This window comes from Verrucosispora sp. CNZ293, assembly GCF_002754655.1.
Map to the genome: position 1 here is coordinate 3,768,288 of NZ_PEFR01000001.1, position 16,444 is coordinate 3,784,731.

General features: G+C 68.4%; 14 protein-coding genes, 1 tRNA gene, 1 other RNA gene and 1 pseudogene. 2 read left to right on the top strand and 15 right to left on the bottom strand.

Features of this window, described 5'->3' with window-relative positions:
• Nucleotides 1–336 precede the first annotated feature (336 nt).
• The 6 genes and pseudogenes from CLT74_RS17070 to CLT74_RS17095 all read right to left on the bottom strand — a co-directional run bounded on the left by CLT74_RS17070 (nt 337) and on the right by CLT74_RS17095 (nt 6,783).
• A complete protein-coding gene (locus CLT74_RS17070) occupies nt 337–3,522 on the bottom strand; it encodes a DUF7933 domain-containing protein (RefSeq protein WP_486582367.1) in 3,186 nt (1,061 codons plus the stop codon).
• A gap of 414 nt (nt 3,523–3,936) precedes the next feature.
• A pseudogene (locus CLT74_RS30840) lies at nt 3,937–4,088 on the bottom strand (inorganic diphosphatase); the annotation flags it as partial.
• Complete coding sequence (locus CLT74_RS30845; protein WP_199172205.1) at nt 4,082–4,255, bottom strand: hypothetical protein; 174 nt, start codon at nt 4,253–4,255, stop codon at nt 4,082–4,084. The pseudogene CLT74_RS30840 and the gene CLT74_RS30845, both read right to left, overlap by 7 nt.
• 35 nt (nt 4,256–4,290) lie before the next feature.
• Complete coding sequence (locus CLT74_RS17085) at nt 4,291–5,010, bottom strand: SigB/SigF/SigG family RNA polymerase sigma factor (protein ID WP_486582368.1); 720 nt, start codon at nt 5,008–5,010, stop codon at nt 4,291–4,293.
• Nucleotides 5,011–5,239: 229 nt separating this feature from the next.
• A complete protein-coding gene (locus CLT74_RS17090) occupies nt 5,240–5,971 on the bottom strand; it encodes a GAF and ANTAR domain-containing protein (protein WP_099847432.1) in 732 nt (243 codons plus the stop codon).
• 83 nt (nt 5,972–6,054) lie between these two features.
• Nucleotides 6,055–6,783 carry a GAF and ANTAR domain-containing protein gene (locus tag CLT74_RS17095; protein ID WP_099852201.1) on the bottom strand — a complete coding sequence of 243 codons (729 nt, stop codon included), beginning with the start codon at nt 6,781–6,783 and terminating at the stop codon, nt 6,055–6,057.
• A 542-nt stretch (nt 6,784–7,325) separates the two neighbouring features.
• On the opposite strand from CLT74_RS17095, the gene CLT74_RS17100 reads away from it, so the two are divergent.
• Nucleotides 7,326–7,670 (top strand): lipopolysaccharide assembly protein LapA domain-containing protein, encoded by a 345-nt coding sequence (locus tag CLT74_RS17100; protein ID WP_199172206.1) that lies wholly within the window; start codon nt 7,326–7,328, stop codon nt 7,668–7,670.
• A gap of 362 nt (nt 7,671–8,032) precedes the next feature.
• Here the strand turns inward: CLT74_RS17100 and CLT74_RS17105 are convergent.
• Nucleotides 8,033–8,105 (bottom strand) — tRNA-Ala (locus tag CLT74_RS17105).
• A gap of 89 nt (nt 8,106–8,194) precedes the next feature.
• Nucleotides 8,195–8,785 carry a YqgE/AlgH family protein gene (locus CLT74_RS17110; protein WP_099847434.1) on the bottom strand — a complete coding sequence of 197 codons (591 nt, stop codon included), beginning with the start codon at nt 8,783–8,785 and terminating at the stop codon, nt 8,195–8,197.
• Between the two features lie 296 nt (nt 8,786–9,081).
• Here CLT74_RS17110 and mdlC point away from each other — a divergent pair, with 296 nt between their 5' ends.
• Nucleotides 9,082–10,677 (top strand): benzoylformate decarboxylase, encoded by a 1,596-nt coding sequence (gene mdlC, locus CLT74_RS17115; RefSeq protein WP_099847435.1) that lies wholly within the window; start codon nt 9,082–9,084, stop codon nt 10,675–10,677.
• 14 nt (nt 10,678–10,691) lie between these two features.
• Here the strand turns inward: mdlC and CLT74_RS17120 are convergent, their stop codons facing one another.
• The 7 genes from CLT74_RS17120 to CLT74_RS17150 all read right to left on the bottom strand — a co-directional run bounded on the left by CLT74_RS17120 (nt 10,692) and on the right by CLT74_RS17150 (nt 16,304).
• Complete coding sequence (locus CLT74_RS17120) at nt 10,692–11,642, bottom strand: hypothetical protein (RefSeq protein WP_099847436.1); 951 nt, start codon at nt 11,640–11,642, stop codon at nt 10,692–10,694.
• A gap of 88 nt (nt 11,643–11,730) precedes the next feature.
• Nucleotides 11,731–12,106, bottom strand: a transfer-messenger RNA (tmRNA) gene (ssrA, locus tag CLT74_RS17125).
• A 106-nt stretch (nt 12,107–12,212) separates the two neighbouring features.
• Nucleotides 12,213–12,692 (bottom strand): SsrA-binding protein SmpB, encoded by a 480-nt coding sequence (smpB, locus tag CLT74_RS17130; RefSeq protein WP_093406601.1) that lies wholly within the window; start codon nt 12,690–12,692, stop codon nt 12,213–12,215.
• Between the two features lie 131 nt (nt 12,693–12,823).
• Nucleotides 12,824–13,699, bottom strand: a complete 876-nt coding sequence (gene ftsX, locus CLT74_RS17135) for a permease-like cell division protein FtsX (RefSeq protein WP_099847437.1) — start codon at nt 13,697–13,699, stop codon at nt 12,824–12,826.
• A gap of 70 nt (nt 13,700–13,769) precedes the next feature.
• On the bottom strand, nt 13,770–14,450 hold the full coding sequence (ftsE, locus tag CLT74_RS17140) for a cell division ATP-binding protein FtsE (protein ID WP_013731749.1): 681 nt from the start codon (nt 14,448–14,450) through the stop codon (nt 13,770–13,772).
• A 118-nt stretch (nt 14,451–14,568) separates the two neighbouring features.
• Entirely contained in the window at nt 14,569–15,690 is a 1,122-nt protein-coding gene (gene prfB, locus CLT74_RS17145) for a peptide chain release factor 2 (RefSeq protein WP_099847438.1), read from the bottom strand.
• 98 nt (nt 15,691–15,788) lie between these two features.
• Entirely contained in the window at nt 15,789–16,304 is a 516-nt protein-coding gene (locus CLT74_RS17150) for a PadR family transcriptional regulator (protein ID WP_099847439.1), read from the bottom strand.
• Between the last annotated feature and the right edge of the window lie 140 nt (nt 16,305–16,444).

Below are 16,444 nucleotides of genomic sequence, written 5' to 3' on the forward strand. Positions count from 1 at the left end.
GTCCGGCCCCTGAGGCACACGGCGACTATTTGATCTTGAGCTGTGACCATCGATGTGACCACGAGATACGCCGCGACGACCTCTGTCGTCCGTGGCAGGTAGGTGGCACCCCGCCGGTCCATGCCCTGACGTCACATCCCAGGTGATCAACCCGGCCGCGTCCGCGCAGCAGCGACGCCGGCACCCTCCACTGGGCGCCAGTCAGGTCGTGCCGCCTCGTCACCGCTATGGCGGCCGCGAGGTCTCCGGTATTCAGGTTCTTCTTGGTGAACCCTCTACCGGAGACCTCGCTATCTATCGATCACCGACACGCCGCACCCGACTTCGAGACACTGCCTAGGCGGTTTGGCGCCTACGCCGGGCCAGCCGGTGACTCATCACGATGAGCACTCCACCCAGGCCGAGCGTGGTCAGTGCGATCGCGGCGTAGATGGAGATCCGGCTACCGGTAACGGGCAAGATGCTCTTACGGACCGTAATGCTTGCCGAGGCAGGAGAGCCTGCACCGCTTTCGATCGAGGTGGCGGCCGTCGTATTGACCTTCTTCCCCGCAGTCTTGCCGGTGACGTTCACCGACACCGTGCAACTCCCGTTGGCCGGCAGGGTCGCTCCGGCCAGGCTGATGCTGCTGCCGCCGGAAGTCGCGGCAATCGTTGCGGAGGCGCAGTTGGTCTGCGCGGCGTTGGGAGTGGCGACCACCAGCCCCGAAGGAAGGTTGTCGACGAAACTGACTCCGGTCAGCGACATAGCCGGGTTGGGGTTGCGGAGGGTGAAGCGCACTGACGTCGTCCCGTTGAGGGGGATGATGTCATCCCGGAAGGCCTTGACGATCGTCGGTGCCGCGACAGCGCCGACTGTGATGCTTGCCGAGGCGGTAGCACCTGGGCCGCTCTCGTTCGAGTCCACCGGACCGCTCGTATTTGACTTCGTTCCGCTGGTCGTGCCGGTGACGTTCACCGAGAACGTGCAGCTCTCGCCAGCCGGCAATGTCGCATCGGCCAGCCGGATACTGCTGCTACCGGCGGTCGCGGTGATCGTGCCACCACCGCACGAGCCACTCAAACCGTTGGGAGTGGCTACCACCAGCCCCGCAGGAAGGTTGTCGACGAAGCTGATCCCCGTCAACGACGTACTCGCGTTGGGGTTGCTGACGGTGAAAACCAATGAGGTTGTCCCGCCAACCGGGATGGTGGAATCGTCGAAAGCCTTCGAGATCGTCGGCGCCGCGACGACCTCCGCGACGACCGTGACACTCGCCGAGGCGGGCACGCCCGGACCGCTCTGGACCGAGGTGACGGCAGCGGTGGTGTTGACCTTCGTTCCGGTGGTTGTGCCGGTGACATCGACTGAGACGGTGCAGCTTGCGTTGGCCGGCAGGCTAGCGCCGAAGAGGCTGATGCTGCTGCCCCCGGCAGTCGCGGCGATCGTGCCGGAGGCGCAGTCGGTTTGCGCGCCGTTGGGAGTAGCGACCACCAACCCCGCAGGAAGGTTGTCGACAAAACTGACACCGGTCAGCGTCGTGTTCGCGTTGGGGTTGGTAAGGGTGAACTCCAGCGCCGTCGTTCCGTTGAGCGGAATGGTCGTGGCACCGAATGCCTTGGCGATCGTCGGTGCCTCCGCAACCCTGACGGTGATGCTCGCCGCGGCGGGCGTACCCGGGCCGCTCTCGTTCGAGTCCGCCGGACTGCTCGTGTTGACCTTCGTGCCACTGGTCGTGCCGGTGACATCCACCGAGAACGTGCAACTCCCACCAGCCGGCAACGTCGCACCAGTCAAGCTGATGCTGCCACCACCGGCCGTCGCAGCGATCGTGCCACCACCGCACGAACCAGTCAGACCATTCGGCGTGGCCACCACCAGCCCGGCGGGTAGCGCATCGCTGAAGGTGACACCGGTCAGCGAGGTGCTCGGGTTGGGGTTGCTGAGGGTGAAGCTCAGCGATGTCGTCTCGTCGGCGGCGATGGTCGTGGCCCCGAAGGCTTTGGAGATCGTCGGTGGTGTGGCGACGGCAACCGTGACGCTCGCCGACGCGACGGCACCCGGGCCGCTCTCGTTCGAGTCCACCGGACTGCTCGTGTTGACCTTCGTGCCACTGGTCGTGCCGGTGACATCCACCGAGAACGTGCAACTCCCACCAGCCGGCAACGTCGCACCAGTCAAGCTGATGCTGCCACCACCGGCCGTCGCAGCGATCGTGCCACCACCGCACGAACCAGTCAGACCATTCGGCGTGGCCACCACCAGCCCGGCGGGTAGCGCGTCAGAAAAACCGACCCCGGTCAGCGGCGTGTCCACGTTCGGGTTGGTGAGAGTGAAACCCAGCGAGGTCGTCCCGCCAACCGGAATGGTCGCGTCATCGAAAGCCTTGGCGATCGTCGGTGGCGCGACGACCTCCGCGCCGACCGTGACGCTCGCCGACGCGACGGCACCCGGGCCGCTCTCGTTCGAGTCCACCGGACTGCTCGTGTTGACCTTCGTGCCACTGGTCGTGCCGGTGACATCCACCGAGAACGTGCAACTCCCACCAGCCGGCAACGTCGCACCAGTCAAGCTGATGCTGCCACCACCGGCCGTCGCAGCGATCGTGCCACCACCGCACGAACCAGTCAGACCATTCGGCGTGGCCACCACCAGCCCGGCGGGTAGCGCATCGCTGAAGGTGACACCGGTCAACGCCGTACCCACGTTGGGGTTGCTGAGAGTGAAACTCAGCGACGTCGTCCCGTCCAACGGGATCGTCGCATCCCCGAAAGCCTTCGAGATGGTCGGTGGCGCGATGGACGCGGCGCAGAACGGTCGCGTGATCGTATTGCTAATCAACGTGACGGCACCGTTGCGGGCCAACACCCGCCCAGCGACGGTTGCTCCCTCACCCAGGGTCGCCGACTGCAGCGCCAAGATGCTTCCAACGAAGACGGACCGGGTGTTCAGGGTCGCCGAACTGCTGACCTGCCAGAAAACATTGCACGCCTGAGCGCCGTTGACCAGGCTGACCCGGCTGTCGACCGCGGTGATCAGATCGGATCCTGCCTGAAAGATGAACACCGAGTTGGGATCGTTCTGCCCGTCCAGCGTCACGGTGCCGGTCAGAGACATGGTGGCAGGCGACGTGTACACCCCAGCGACCAGGGTTTGGCCGCCGAGTTCGCCGACCGTACTGGTCGTGGGCTCAGCCGCGGCGAAGTTGTACGCAGTGGTCAGATCGGACTGGGCCTGCATCGCCTCTGTGTCACCGACGTGCGTTTCGCCGTTTACCACGGGAGCCCCGGTGACCGACGTACCCGGCCAAACACCCAGGTCCCCGTTGATGACCGAAGGACCGACGGGGGGCGGAACGTCGGTGACCTCCTGACCGGCCAACACCCCGTAGGTCTCGGCAACCCCCAACGGCACCGGGGACTGGGCCCAGGCCGGTGTCCCCACGACACCGACAAGGATCGTCGTAGCGGCGACAGCCCCCGCCATCAACATTGCAGCAGAACGACGGCGCACGCGATACGCGAGCCAAGCAGATCTCGACACGGGATGCCCCCACCAACCAAGAGCCCGCCAGCGGGCAGATTCCAGAATGCGAAAGTTGTACTGACGCTTGCGACGAGCGCCCCCAAAGCGTCGGTCGGAGTGTATCCACGCAAAATAGCTTCAAAACGGCAAATAGTCTGAAAAGGCGCTAATCGGGACGTGCCGGTATCGCGAGATGTACTCCTGGAACGGGTGATCGGCTGGCGGATCGTGGTGCCGGTCACGACCAGCGCCAGGCGTGCTGCCGGGTGGAGATCCGGGTGAGGGTGGATTCGGCGCCCTGGCCATCGCGTGGGAGACGTGCATCGCCTCCCACACCCGGCCGTCCATGGCCGCGTCGTCGGCCTACCCCCGGGGGAACACACCGTCAAGGGCGGCGGAGGTGACGGAATCCAGCGTCGCGAACAGGGTCACATCCGGCCGGCCCAGATCCCGCGTTCGGTGTCGACGCTCTTGCCGGGGGTCACCGTGGGCACGCACAGCACCTTCGGGTCGGGCCCCTTCTCGTCCCGCATGCGGAACATGCCGATGGCCCGGCATCGGATGAGGCAGCCGCGCCTCACGGGGACGGCGCGTCAACGAGATCGGCCAGATCCAGATGCAGGATGGCAAACAGCCCAGCGTGCTCTTCGGGATCCACCCGCTCCGGTAGCTCGCGCTCGACCCAGTCGGCCCTGACCTGCTGGCCGCGTTGGCGAAGAATGCTGACGATCTTCTGCCTGTCGATGTTCATCGGATGCTCCTTGTGAGGCCGTCCGGAAGCTCGCGCTACTGAAGCATCCCGGCCCTCATCTGAGCCAGAGAGCGCTTCAGCAGCCGGGAGACGTACATCTGGGACAGGCCGACCCGGGTGGCGATCTGCGCCTGGGTCAGGTCGCCGTAGAACCGCATGGTCAGGATTCGACGTTCACGCGGCGGAAGCGCCGCGAGGAGCAGTCGGAGGGTGAGGTGGTCGTCCACCGACGCGTATCCCGGATCGGCGGTGCCGATGTACGCGTGCCGCTCGATGCCGTTGCCCCCGGGCCGTGGCTCGTTCAACGACTGCGGCCGGTAGACATCGGAGGCGGCGACGGCGGCCATGAGCTGGGCGACGGTCACCTCCAGGTGGTCGGCGAGTTCTCCGTCAGTCGGTTCGCGACGGTGCTGCTGCCCGAGCTTGCCCCGGGCCTCGGGCACTCGGGCGGCCAGTTCCTGCGCCGCTCGCGGCACCCGGATCGCCCAGGCTGAATCGCGGAAGTGCCGTCGGATGCTGCCGAGGATTGTCGGAATGGCGTAGCTGGCGAACGGCACGCCCCGGTTGGTGTCGTATCCGTCGACGGCCCTGATCAGGCCGAGCGCACCAACCTGAGCCAGGTCCTCGTAGGGCTCCCCGCGGCCGGTGTAGCGGCGGGCCAACCGACTGGCGATCGGCAGGTTCGCCTCGATGATCCGGGCTCGCAGTCGTGCCCGGTCGGGATCGTCGACGTTCAGGGCTGCGCGCCGACGCAACAGTTGTTCGCTGTCTCCCGTAGCCAGGTTCAGCGTCGGAGGGGAGGAAACGGCCGTGGGTGTCACGATGGGGGTGACCATTGGTTCAACGCCCCTAACGGGCTGGTGGCGGCGAGACTGGCGGCCACCGGGGACCCGGGCGACACTGCAACCGTACGCCTTCACCTTGCCGACCGACACCCCTGGAAGCCGCCGCTCTCTGCAGCCGACTCGGCGGTGAAGCCGCTCGTCAGCCGGGCCGGTGGGCGACCGGTCCGGGCGCGAGCTGCTCGGAGCCGTCGACGATCGCCTGGGACAGTTCGGACAGTCGCCGGTTGCGGCTGCGGGCGCCGTCACGCAGTATCGCGAAGGCCTGACCCACGTCCACCTGGAGGCGTTCGGCGAGGATCCCCTTGGCCTGTTCGATCAGGATCCGGCTGTTCAGGGCGGTTTGCAGCTGTTCGGTGAGCATGTCGCGCCGGTGGATGGCGCGGTGTTGCAGCAGTCCGATGGTGGCCACGTCGGCGAGCGCCTGACCGATGCGGAGCCTGTCCTCGTCGAGGTCCCCCGGCCGGACGTCGAAGAGGCTCAGCGCACCGATCACCTCGGAGCGCAGGCGCATGGGCAGGGCGTGCACCGCGGCGAAACCGACCTCCGCCGCAGCCGCGGTGAACCTCGGCCAACGGGCAGTGGCCCGGGTCAGATCAGCGACCGACACCGGTTGCCCCGTCCGGAAGCAGTCGAGACAAGGCCCCTCATCGGTCTGAAGCTGGAACAGCTCCAGCAGCCGGGTGCGTTCGGAGGAGGCGGCGACCACCTGCAGCCTGTCCCGCTGCCCGGTCAGGAGCAGCCCGGCCGCCGACACACCCAGCACCTCGACACATCTCTCAGACAGCACGTGCAGGAACTCAATCACGTCGAAGTCGTCAACGAGAGTGTCGGCCAACTCCACGAAAACATCGACCAGCGGGGTCTCGGCCATCTCAGTCACCTCGTCAATCAGTCGTCCCACCGGTCGCCCGACGGGATGGTCCGTAACGCGCCGGCCTGGCGCCGACCGCTAGTTCACCGAAGTCGGTCACCAGGTGCCCCGGCCGGTCCGAGATGCAGGCGCCGGGCGACGACGTCAGCCGCCACATCCCGCAGGCGCCGGTCCTGGGAGTACGCGTAGGCGCGCAACCGGATGAGCGCCACCGCCGCGGAAACTCCCAACTGGACCGTGATCACTCCGGTTGCCTGGTGCACCTCAGGGTGGTGCAGGCCGGTCCGCTCGGGCCACTGATCGTCCCGGTCCACCCCGAGGCGCGTCGCGTCGCCCAGCAGCACCGCGCATGCCGTGTCCGCCAGGACCAGCGCGTCGGCCAGTTGCTCCGCCCCTAGGCCACCGGCGCAGGCCCGGTAGAGGTCCAGGACACCGAGGCGGATCCTGCCCACCCGTAACGGCAACGCGAACACCGCGCCGGTCCCGGCGAGCACCGCGGCTGGCGCGAACACCGGCCAGCGGTTCCGGCACTCCGGCACGGTCAGATCGCCGACCAGGACAGGTCCACCGGTGGTCGCGTCCACGCACGGCCCCTCACCGAGCGTCAGGGTCAGGTCTTCCAGCTCCAAGGCCGTCCGGTCCGTGGCACACACCAGTTCGCGCGGCGTGGCGTCGAGGATCACCGCGACAGCCCCCGAATCGACACCGGCGACCGATACCGCCGCCGCGCAGACATGATCGACCGTGACGGCACCACCCCGGGCGGCATCGACGACACCGGCCCACAGCCGCCGCCAGCGATCGGCGGTCATCGGAAGGTTGTTCCTGTCCACTGCTGACTCCGACCCGGATCAGTCGAACGGACGCGCTGCCGTACGGCGCCGAAGTCTCGGGCGACGGTCACACCGTACTCCCGCGTGACGCCACCGCACGACCGGCGGCCCACCGGACCGCGCCGGTGCCAGCGGCTGCCGATCCGGTCGCGGAGGCGTACGCTCGCAGTGTCGCTCGGGACCCCGGTGGCTGACAGTTCGCCGCTGGCGGACGCACCCCACCGATCGAGGTCACCGTGTTGGCCACCCGCCACACCACATCCGCCGGTCAGGTCGCCGGATCTCCGTCGCATTCCTGGCCAGGCATCCACGTAGCACCGGCACCCTGGACCGCGACAGCTCGTCGCAGGCCCACCATCATCCAGGCACGTCAGTGCAAGACGGCTTTCCAGGCATGCCAGACCTTCATCGAAAGGCGGCGGTTCGTGATGACCGCACCCCGGAACAGTCATGTTCGATTCTTCCCGACAAACGGCCGCAGCGGCACCGATGCTCCTCGTGCGATGCGCAGGCGGCCGGCGGTGAAGCGCTCACGGATCGGCGGCGTTTGGGTCGCCGCCGTGGTGTTCGCGTTCGTGCTCCTGCTGCTCCTGATCTTCGTACTGCAGAACGGACAACGTGCCGAGGTGTCCTTCCTCGGCGCACACGGCACCCTGCCGATGGGGGTGGCGCTGCTGCTGGCCGCCGTCTTCGGGGTCCTGCTCGTCGCCCTGCCCGGCACCGCCCGGATCGTGCAGCTCAGGATGCTCGACCGCCGTCCCGCCACGCAGCCGGACGGCCGGCCCGGGCCCGACCCGACTCCCCCACCGACAACCGGCATCGCCACCGTCCCGCTGTCGCCCCGCCCCGAGAATCGGGACGAATGAGTCCTGTCCATCACCACGATCCCCACACCGGTGCCCTCCGCACCCCGGGTCGTCCTCGCACTCCCCCGACCCGGGCGGTTCTGGACGGCGGGTGGTGGCCGCGGACCAGTCGCTCAGCCGAGGAGAAGCTCGACAACCGCCTCGCCGGGCACCCAGCCAGCACATCGGCCATTTCGCCCCAACGACACCCGGGCAGTCAGAGCAGTAGAGAGATCCCTGCTCAGAGGCGGTTTCTGGCGAAGTCTCAACACCGATCGTCGAGGTGCAGTGTGGGGCGCTGGGTGACCACGGCTATGATCATGAGATCACAGAAAATCGGCACCAGTCGATGACTGATGCCGATTGAACTGCGTAAACAAGGGTGGAGCCGAGGGGACTCGAACCCCTGACCCCCACACTGCCAGTGTGGTGCGCTACCAGCTGCGCCACGGCCCCTTGCTGTCGACCCGGTTGCCCGGGCACTGGAAGAACTATACACACGCCCGTGGGCATGGTCATCTCGCGGGGGTGCCCGCCGCCGCCTGTCAGTTCAGCGCCACGTCCGGTGGGAAGTGCGCGACCGCGGCCATCATGCCGCCCTGTCGGCGCAGCACCATCGGCCACAGGTCGTCGGGGCGGTCGACGAACGCGTCACCGGGCAGCGCGTCGAGCACGAACCAGGAGCCGTCCCCGATTTCCTGCTCCAGTTGCCCGGTGCCCCAGCCCGCGTAACCGGCGAAGACCCGGATGCTCTGCACGTTCTCCCGCAGCCGCTGCGGGTCGACCGACAGGTCGAGCGTGCCCACCGCACCGGAGACCTGGTGGAAGCCCTTGAGGCGGCGCACCGGCGGACGCATCCGGGCCAGGCAGATCGCGGAGTCCGGCTGCACGGGGCCGCCCTCGAACAGCACCGCCGGGTGGCGGGCCAGGTCGCCCCAGTCGCGCAGCACGTCCGCGACCGGCACCTCGGTGGCCCGGTTGAGCACCACACCGAGCGCGCCGCCGGGCTCGTGCGCGACCAGGAGCACGACCGTACGGTCGAAGTTCGGGTCCTTCAGCGCCGGTGTCGCGACCAGCAGTTTCCCGGTCATCGACTCCGTCGCCCGCCCGCCGATCGCCTGCCCCTCTCCCTGCATCACGCGCACCCGTCAGTCGTGCACAGCGAGGCGGAACCGGTCACACTCGTCGACGGTCGGCCCAACCGGTGACATCCGCACTGTCATCGCCATGCCTGGCACCATAGCTTGCGTCCCCGACCCAGGCGAAGATCTGAGCGTCGGGTGATCGACAGACGGAACAGACGGGGCTGGCGGCCCCGGTGGCCGACTCACCATCCGGGTGATGGCACCGCACCAGGCGACGGGGGAAGCCAGCGCCGGAGCAGTGGCGAAATGCCCTGTACACCCGAGTGGCCCCGATACATTCAGTAGCGATGGCAACGGTCCGCGACACCACCTACGACCTGCTCCGGGCCCTGGGCATGACCACAGTCTTCGGTAACCCCGGCTCCACCGAGGAGCCGTTCCTGCATGCCTTCCCCGACGACTTCCAGTACGTGCTCGCGTTGCACGAGGCGTCCGCGGTGGGCATGGCAGATGGTTACGCTCAGGTCACCGGGGCTCCGGCGCACGTCAACCTGCACACCGCCCCGGGCACCGGAAACGCCATGGGCACCATCGTCACCGCCTGGCACAACCGGACCCCGCTGATCGTCACCGCCGGCCAGCAGACCCGGGAGATGCTGCTGCTCGAACCCCGGCTCACCGCCCGCCATCCCACCGAACTGCCCCAGCCGTACGTCAAGTGGGCCCACGAGCCGGTCCGGGCCCAGGACGTCCCGGCGGCGCTCATGCGGGCGTACGCCACAGCGGTCCAACCGCCGACCGGCCCGGTCTTCCTCTCCCTGCCGCTCGACGACTGGGCGCAGCCCGCCGACCCGCCGCCACAGGTCCGTACGGTGGCCACCCGGTTCGCTCCCGATCCGGAGCGGCTGCGTCAGTTCGCCGCGGCACTGGCGACGAGCCGGTCGCCGGCGCTGGTGTTCGGTGCCGCCGTGGACCGGGCCGACGGGTGGGCGGCCGGGGTCGCCCTGGCCGAGCGGCTGGTCGCCCCGGTCTGGTCCGCCCCCGCACCCGAACGGACCGCCTTCCCCGAGAATCACCCGTACTTCCGGGGCGTGCTGCCCTTCGCGATCGGCCCGCTGGCCGAGCAACTCCGGGGACACGACATCGTGCTGGTGGTCGGTGCCCCGGTGTTCCGGTACTACCCGCACGTGCCCGGCGAGACGTTGCCGGACGGTGCCCGGCTGTTGCACGTCACCGACGATCCGGAGGAGGCGGCCCGGGCGCCTGTCGGTGACAGCCTCCTCGGCGACGCCGGGCTCACCCTCGCCGCGCTGACCGACCTGATGCCACCGGCGGACCGGCCGCCACCTGCCGCCCGGCCCGCACCGTCGCCGGTGGAGGATTCGGTCCCCCTCAGCGCCGACGCGCTCTTCGCCGCGCTGGCCCGGCACTGGCCCGAGGACGGCGTCCTGGTGCAGGAGTCCCCGTCCAACCTGTCGGCGCTGCGTCGCCGGTTGCGGTTCGACACCCCCGGGTCGTACTTCACGATGGCCAGCGGGGGTCTCGGCTACGGCCTGCCGGCGGCCGTCGGCATCGCGCTGGCGCAGCGCGACACCGGCCGCCACCGGCCGGTGGTCGCGGTGATCGGCGACGGCTCGTTCCACTACTCGGTCCAGGCGCTCTGGACCGCCGCCCAGTTGCGGCTGCCGCTCGTCGTCGTCGTTCCGGTCAACAAGCAGTACGCGATCCTCAAGGCGTTCGCCGAACTCAAGCAGACCCCGGGGGTACCCGGCCTGGACCTGCCCGGCATCGATGTCGCGGCGATCGCCAGGGGCTACGGCTGCGCCACCGCAGTTGTCGACACCGCCGATCAGCTCGGCGAGGCGCTGGCCACGGCGCTCCGGACCGACGGGCCGACGGTGCTTCCGGTACCGATCCGCACCGACGTGCCGCCGATCCTCTGAGCGGTCGTGTCCGGTCAGCTCGCGGCGAAGCGCAGCGGCGCCGCGCTGACCACGTCCAGGACCGGACGGGATCCCAAGGGCGCCCGCAGCGTCACGGCCACCGGCTCCAGCTTGAGCATGTCGTCGCAGACGCCGGTGGACCGCACCACGGTGCCACCGACCACGACCAGATGGTCATGCTCCTGCACCAGCGGAGTGATCCCGGTGTCGCAACTGCCGACGCCGAGCCGGAAGTTGAGCGTCGTACCGTCGACGAATTCGATGTCCTGCGCGCTGACCAACCCCTGTGGGGCGGGCGTGGCCGGCGCGACCGGTCCGGGCAGGGCATCGACGGCGTCGGGTGCGACAGCGACCCGGGCCACCACGGCGTTGATCTCTTCGACGGTGAACAGCCATGCCGGTACCTGCGCCTCGCCCCGGGTGGTGCGCACCGGCGCGGAGCCCAGTTCGACGTTGGTGACGGTGAGCGGGATGCAGGCGGCCTGCGGCTCGCTGCTCACCGGAGCGTCCGGCCCGTCCGGCGGGTTGGCCGGTGGCGGCGTGCCCGGGTCCTTCGGTCGCCCGGGACAGGGGGGCGGGTCACCCTTGTCGATCTGCCGGTACGCCTCAGCAGCGGTGATCAGTGGTACGCGGAGTTCCCCGTCGGGGAAGCGGACCGTGCCGTCGTCCGGCCGCCCGGGTGGGATCGGCACCTGCTCCCGGTACCAACCGGCGTGGAAGGCGAGCTTGGTCTCCTCGGTGAACGCGGGGTCGCCGAGGAGCGCTGTGGGCTCCTGGAGCGGCACGTAGCCGGTGGTCCACGCCGCACCCGGACGCCACGCCTGCGCGACCGCCGTGGCCCGCTGCTCGAACGCCTCGTGCCGGTCGGTCGGGATGCTCGGACCTGTCGGTTCGCTGCCCGCCGGGGCGCAACCGATGGCCATCATCAGCAGTGGCAGGCCCACAAGGGCGAGGGTGCGGCGCATACCTGTCTGACGGCGCGGCACGCCGGCCGGTTCCGGGCTGGAGAGACGTCTGCGCGCCCCGGTCGAATGACCGGGGCGCGCAGTCAGGTGGTGGAGGTGCCGGGAATCGAACCCGGGTCCTTCGCCGCCTTGTCAGGGCTTCTCCGAGCGCAGCTCGCTGTGCCTCTACTCGGCCCCTCCGATCACGCGAGCGAGTCGGTGTGACGGGCCCAGTCGCTGATTGATCTCGCCGCACGGACCCCGCGACCGGGTCCGATTGGCCAGCCTTCTAGCTGATGCCGGCTATCTGGGTCGAAGGCGCTCCCAGGCCGACAGACTTGCTACTCGCCTCAGGCGGCGAGAGCGAAGTCAGCGCGATTGTTCTTGGCGCTTATTGGTTTCCGACGAACGATTCTCGAGACGACGTCGGCTTCCTCGGCTCGCTTCCCCTGCCGCAACGTACGAAGTCGAAACCAGTCACCCCCTCGACAGGCCGCCGGGTTCCGGCGGCTTCGACAAGCCTAACGCCTGCCGCAACCGGATTCATCCCGAGCCCACGCCGACGCGCCAGAGCGAGAGAATCCGGACAAATCAGTCGTTCATCCCCTTGCCACGCCGGCCCACCGCCCGTTGGATCTCCCGGTCGGCGTCCCGCTTGGCGAGGTCCTGGCGCTTGTCGTACGCCTTCTTGCCCTTGGCCAGGCCGATCTCCACCTTGGCCCAGCCGTCGGAGAAGTAGACCTGGAGCGGCACCAGGGTCAGCCCGCTCTCCCGGAGCTTGCCGATCAAACGGTCGATCTCCAGCCGCTTGAGCAGCAGCTTCCGGGTGCGCCGGGGCTCATGGTTGGTCCAGGTGCCCTGCACGTACTCGGGGATGTGCATGCTGTGCAGGTACAGCTCGCCGTCCCGTTCCTGGGCGAACGCGTCGACAAGTGAGGCTCGTCCGGCCCGCAGCGACTTCACCTCGGTGCCGGTGAGTGCCATGCCCGCCTCGTACGTGTCGAGGATGGCGTAGTCGTGACGCGCCTTCTTGTTGGAGGCGACGACCTTGCGCCCCTTCTCCCGTGGCATCGCCGCGCCACCTCCTTTCGTTGCCGTCCGTGGCCGACCTGGCCGGCCGCAGAGCGGAGATCATGCTACCCGAACGACAAGGGCCCTTCCGCGCCGTTTATTCCAGCGCGGAAGGGCCCTTGGTCAGCGAACTAGACCCGCAGGTAGAAGCGGAGCGTGACCCAGGCGGTGACCGCGCTGATCAGACCGCCGACCCCGGCCATCACCGGGAAGGTCAGGAACACCTCGCCCCAACTCACCGGCGCGAAGAGCCCTTGCAGGGCGCTGAGCGCACCGTCGAAGAGGAACACCTTGAGCGCGGCCAGCGCGCCGAGGCCCAGGATCGAGCCGATCAGACCGGCGACCACCGCCTCCAGCACGAACGGTGCCTGGATGAACCAGTTGGACGCGCCGACCAGCTTCATGACCGCGACCTCCCGGCGCTTGCTGTACGCGGCCACCTGGATGGTGTTGGCGACGAGCAGCAGCGCGGCGACGGCCATCGCGATCGCGGCGACCAGGGCGATGTTCTGCCCGGCGGTGAAGAGGTTGAAGATCTTGTCGAGCACCTGACTCTGGTCGACCACCTGGTCGACGCCCTCGACCGCCGTGTACTGGTCGGAGATGGTCTTGTACTCCTCCGGGTTGACCAGGTTGACCCGGTACGACTCCGGAAGCTGGTCCGCCTTGACCGCGCTGAGCAGGTCCGGCGAGTCCCGGAACATCTCCTGGAAGCGCTGGAAGGCCTCGTCCTTGTTGACGTACGTGGCCTGGGAGACGAGCGGGTCGGACTCCAGCTGGGCAGCGATCGCGCTGCGCTCCTCGTCCGTCACGTCGGCTTCGAGGAAGATCGAGACCTGGATGTTCTCGAAGTACAGCTGCTTCATGTCCGCGACCTTGGTGTAGATCAGGCCGCTGGCACCGAGCATGGTCAGCGAGACCGCCATCGTGATGATCATCGCGACGGTCATGGTCACGTTGCGCCACAGTCCGACCAGTACCTCGGACATGACGTATTTCATCCGCATCGGGATTTCCTCCGGCTCTCCGGCGTGAGGTGTTCGTCGTCAGATCGGGGTGCGGTGGGGGTAGGTGCCGTCACCCGTAGACGCCGCGGGCCTGGTCGCGAACGATGCGGCCGCTCTCGATCTCGATGACCCGACGGCGCATCTGGTTCACGATGTTGGAGTCGTGCGTGACCATCACGACGGTGGTGCCGGTGCGGTTGATCCGGTCCAGCAGGCGCATGATCTCGATCGAGGTGTCCGGGTCCAGGTTTCCGGTCGGCTCGTCCGCCAGCAGGATCAGCGGCCGGTTCACGAACGCCCGGGCCACCGCCACACGCTGCTGCTCACCACCGGAGAGCTCGTGCGGGTAGCGGTGCTCCTTGCCGCCGAGGCCGACCAGCTCCAGCACCTCCGGCACGACCCGGCGGGCCACCGCCTTGGTCTTGCCGATCACCTCCAGCGCGAAGGCCACGTTCTCGTACGCGGTGCGGTTGGGCAGCAGCCGGAAGTCCTGGAAGACACAGCCGATCGAACGACGGAAGTGCGGGCGCTTCCAGGACCGCATCGACGTGACGTCCTTGCCGTTGACGACGACGCGGCCCTTGTTGGGGGTCACCTCGTGCAGCAGCATCTTGATGATCGTGGACTTGCCGGAGCCGGATGGGCCGATGAAGAAGACGAACTCGCCCTTGTCGATCGACACGGACACGTTGTCGAGCGAAGGCCGCGACGCCTTCGGGTACGTCTTCGTCACTTGCTCAAGCTGAATCACGGGTGGTGAGTCTACGCCGTGTAACTGCGGTGCCAAGTCCCACGCCCCGCCGTTGCGGGTCGAGTCATCAAATCAGCACGTCAGGTAGAGATCGCCGGCGCGCTCCGCCCACGATCGATCACGCACGGTCGCCGGCCAGTTGCTGCTGCTTGCGCCAGCGGATCCCCGCCTCGATGAACGAATCCAGCTCACCGTCGAAGACCGAACTCGGGTTGCCGGTCTCCTGCTCGGTCCGCAGATCCTTCACCATCTGATACGGGTGCAGCACGTACGAACGCATCTGGTCGCCCCAGGAGCCGGCGGCGTCGGTCTTGAGGCCCTGGAGCTTGGCCTGTTCCTCCTGGCGCTTGCGCTCCAGCAGCCGGGCCTGGAGCACCCGCAGCGCGGAGGCCTTGTTCTGCAACTGCGACTTCTCGTTCTGGCAGGTCACCACGATGCCTGTGGGAATGTGGGTGATCCGTACCGCCGAGTCGGTGGTGTTGACGCTCTGCCCGCCCGGGCCCGAGGAGCGGTAGACGTCGATCCGCATCTCGTTCTCGGGGATGTCGATGTGGTCGGTCTGCTCGACCACCGGCAGCACCTCGACCCCGGCGAAGCTGGTCTGCCGCCGCCCCTGGTTGTCGAACGGGCTGATCCGCACCAGCCGGTGAGTGCCGGACTCCACGCTCAGCGTGCCGTACGCGTACGGGACCTTGACCGTGAAGGTGGCCGACTTCAGGCCGGCCTCCTCGGCGTACGAGGTCTCGTAGACCTCGGTGGGGTAGCCGTGCCGTTCGGCCCAGCGGAGGTACATCCGCAGCAGCATCTCGGCGAAGTCGGCCGCGTCCACCCCCCCGGCGCCCGCCCGGATGGCCACCAGCGCCTCCCGGGAGTCGTACTCGCCGGAGAGGAGCGTGCGGACCTCCATCTCCTGGATCGCCTTGGTCAGCCCGGTGATCTCCGACTCCACCTCGTTGAGCACCCCCGAGTCGGACTCCGCCTCGGCCAGTTCCAGCAGCACGTGCGCGTCGTCCAGCCGCGCCCGCAGGCTGCCGAGCTTGTCGATCTCGCCGTTGACGTACGACAGCTGCGAGGTCACCTGCTGGGCGCGGGCCTGGTCGTCCCAGAGGTCCGGGGCGGACGCCTCCTGCTCCAGGCGGGCCTTGTCCTCGCGGAGACGGTCGAGGTCGAGCACCGCCTCGATGTTGCGCAGGGTGGCGTCGAGGTCCTTGAGCTGTTCGGAGAAGTCGGCAGCGGTCACGACAGACAAGGGTACTGCTCGGACGAGGAGTGAGCTTGCGAGCCCCGCAGTCCGAGCCAAACAAACCCAGCTCGGACGAGGAGGCGAGCCGGGCGGCCTCAGCCGGCGGCGGCGCTCTTGAGCCAGGACAGGGCGGCGCGGTGGTACGCCACGGCGAACTCCAGTGCGCTCGCGTCGTACGTGTCGCCGTCCTTCTTGGCGTTCTTGACCTGCTCACGGACCCGGGCCAGCGCGTCCGTGTGGTACTCGTTGGCCGCGGCCTGGAGGTTCTTCAGCTGACTCGGGGAGTGCAGGTTCCCGAAGGCGATCCGCAGGGCGATCGGGTTACGGATGGTGTCCCGCCCCGGATCCTCGGCCAGCCAGCGGGAGAATGTCCGTTTTCCGGCTGCGGTGATCGCGTACGGCTGACTCATCCGCGGCCCGGGCTTACCCATTCGGACGAAACCTCGCTCGGCCAGTACCGGCAACTCCCGGTAGACCTGGCTTCGGGTCATCGACCAGTACGGCGCCAGTCGGCGCTCGGCGGCGGCCATCAACTGGCCACCTGTCATGGGACCCTCATGGAGCAGCCCGAGCAGGGCCGCCGCCGTGGGGTTCACTCCGGATTCCGCCATGCCCCTCACGCTGCCACTTTGCCGGGCCGGCGTCCAGGATTTCCCCTTTTCGCCACCCGTTGGGGTTTCCTATGTGCACTGTCGGCGCGCGACGGTCCACCCACACCGGCCCGACAGGCGTCACCCCCGGCCGCCCCCGG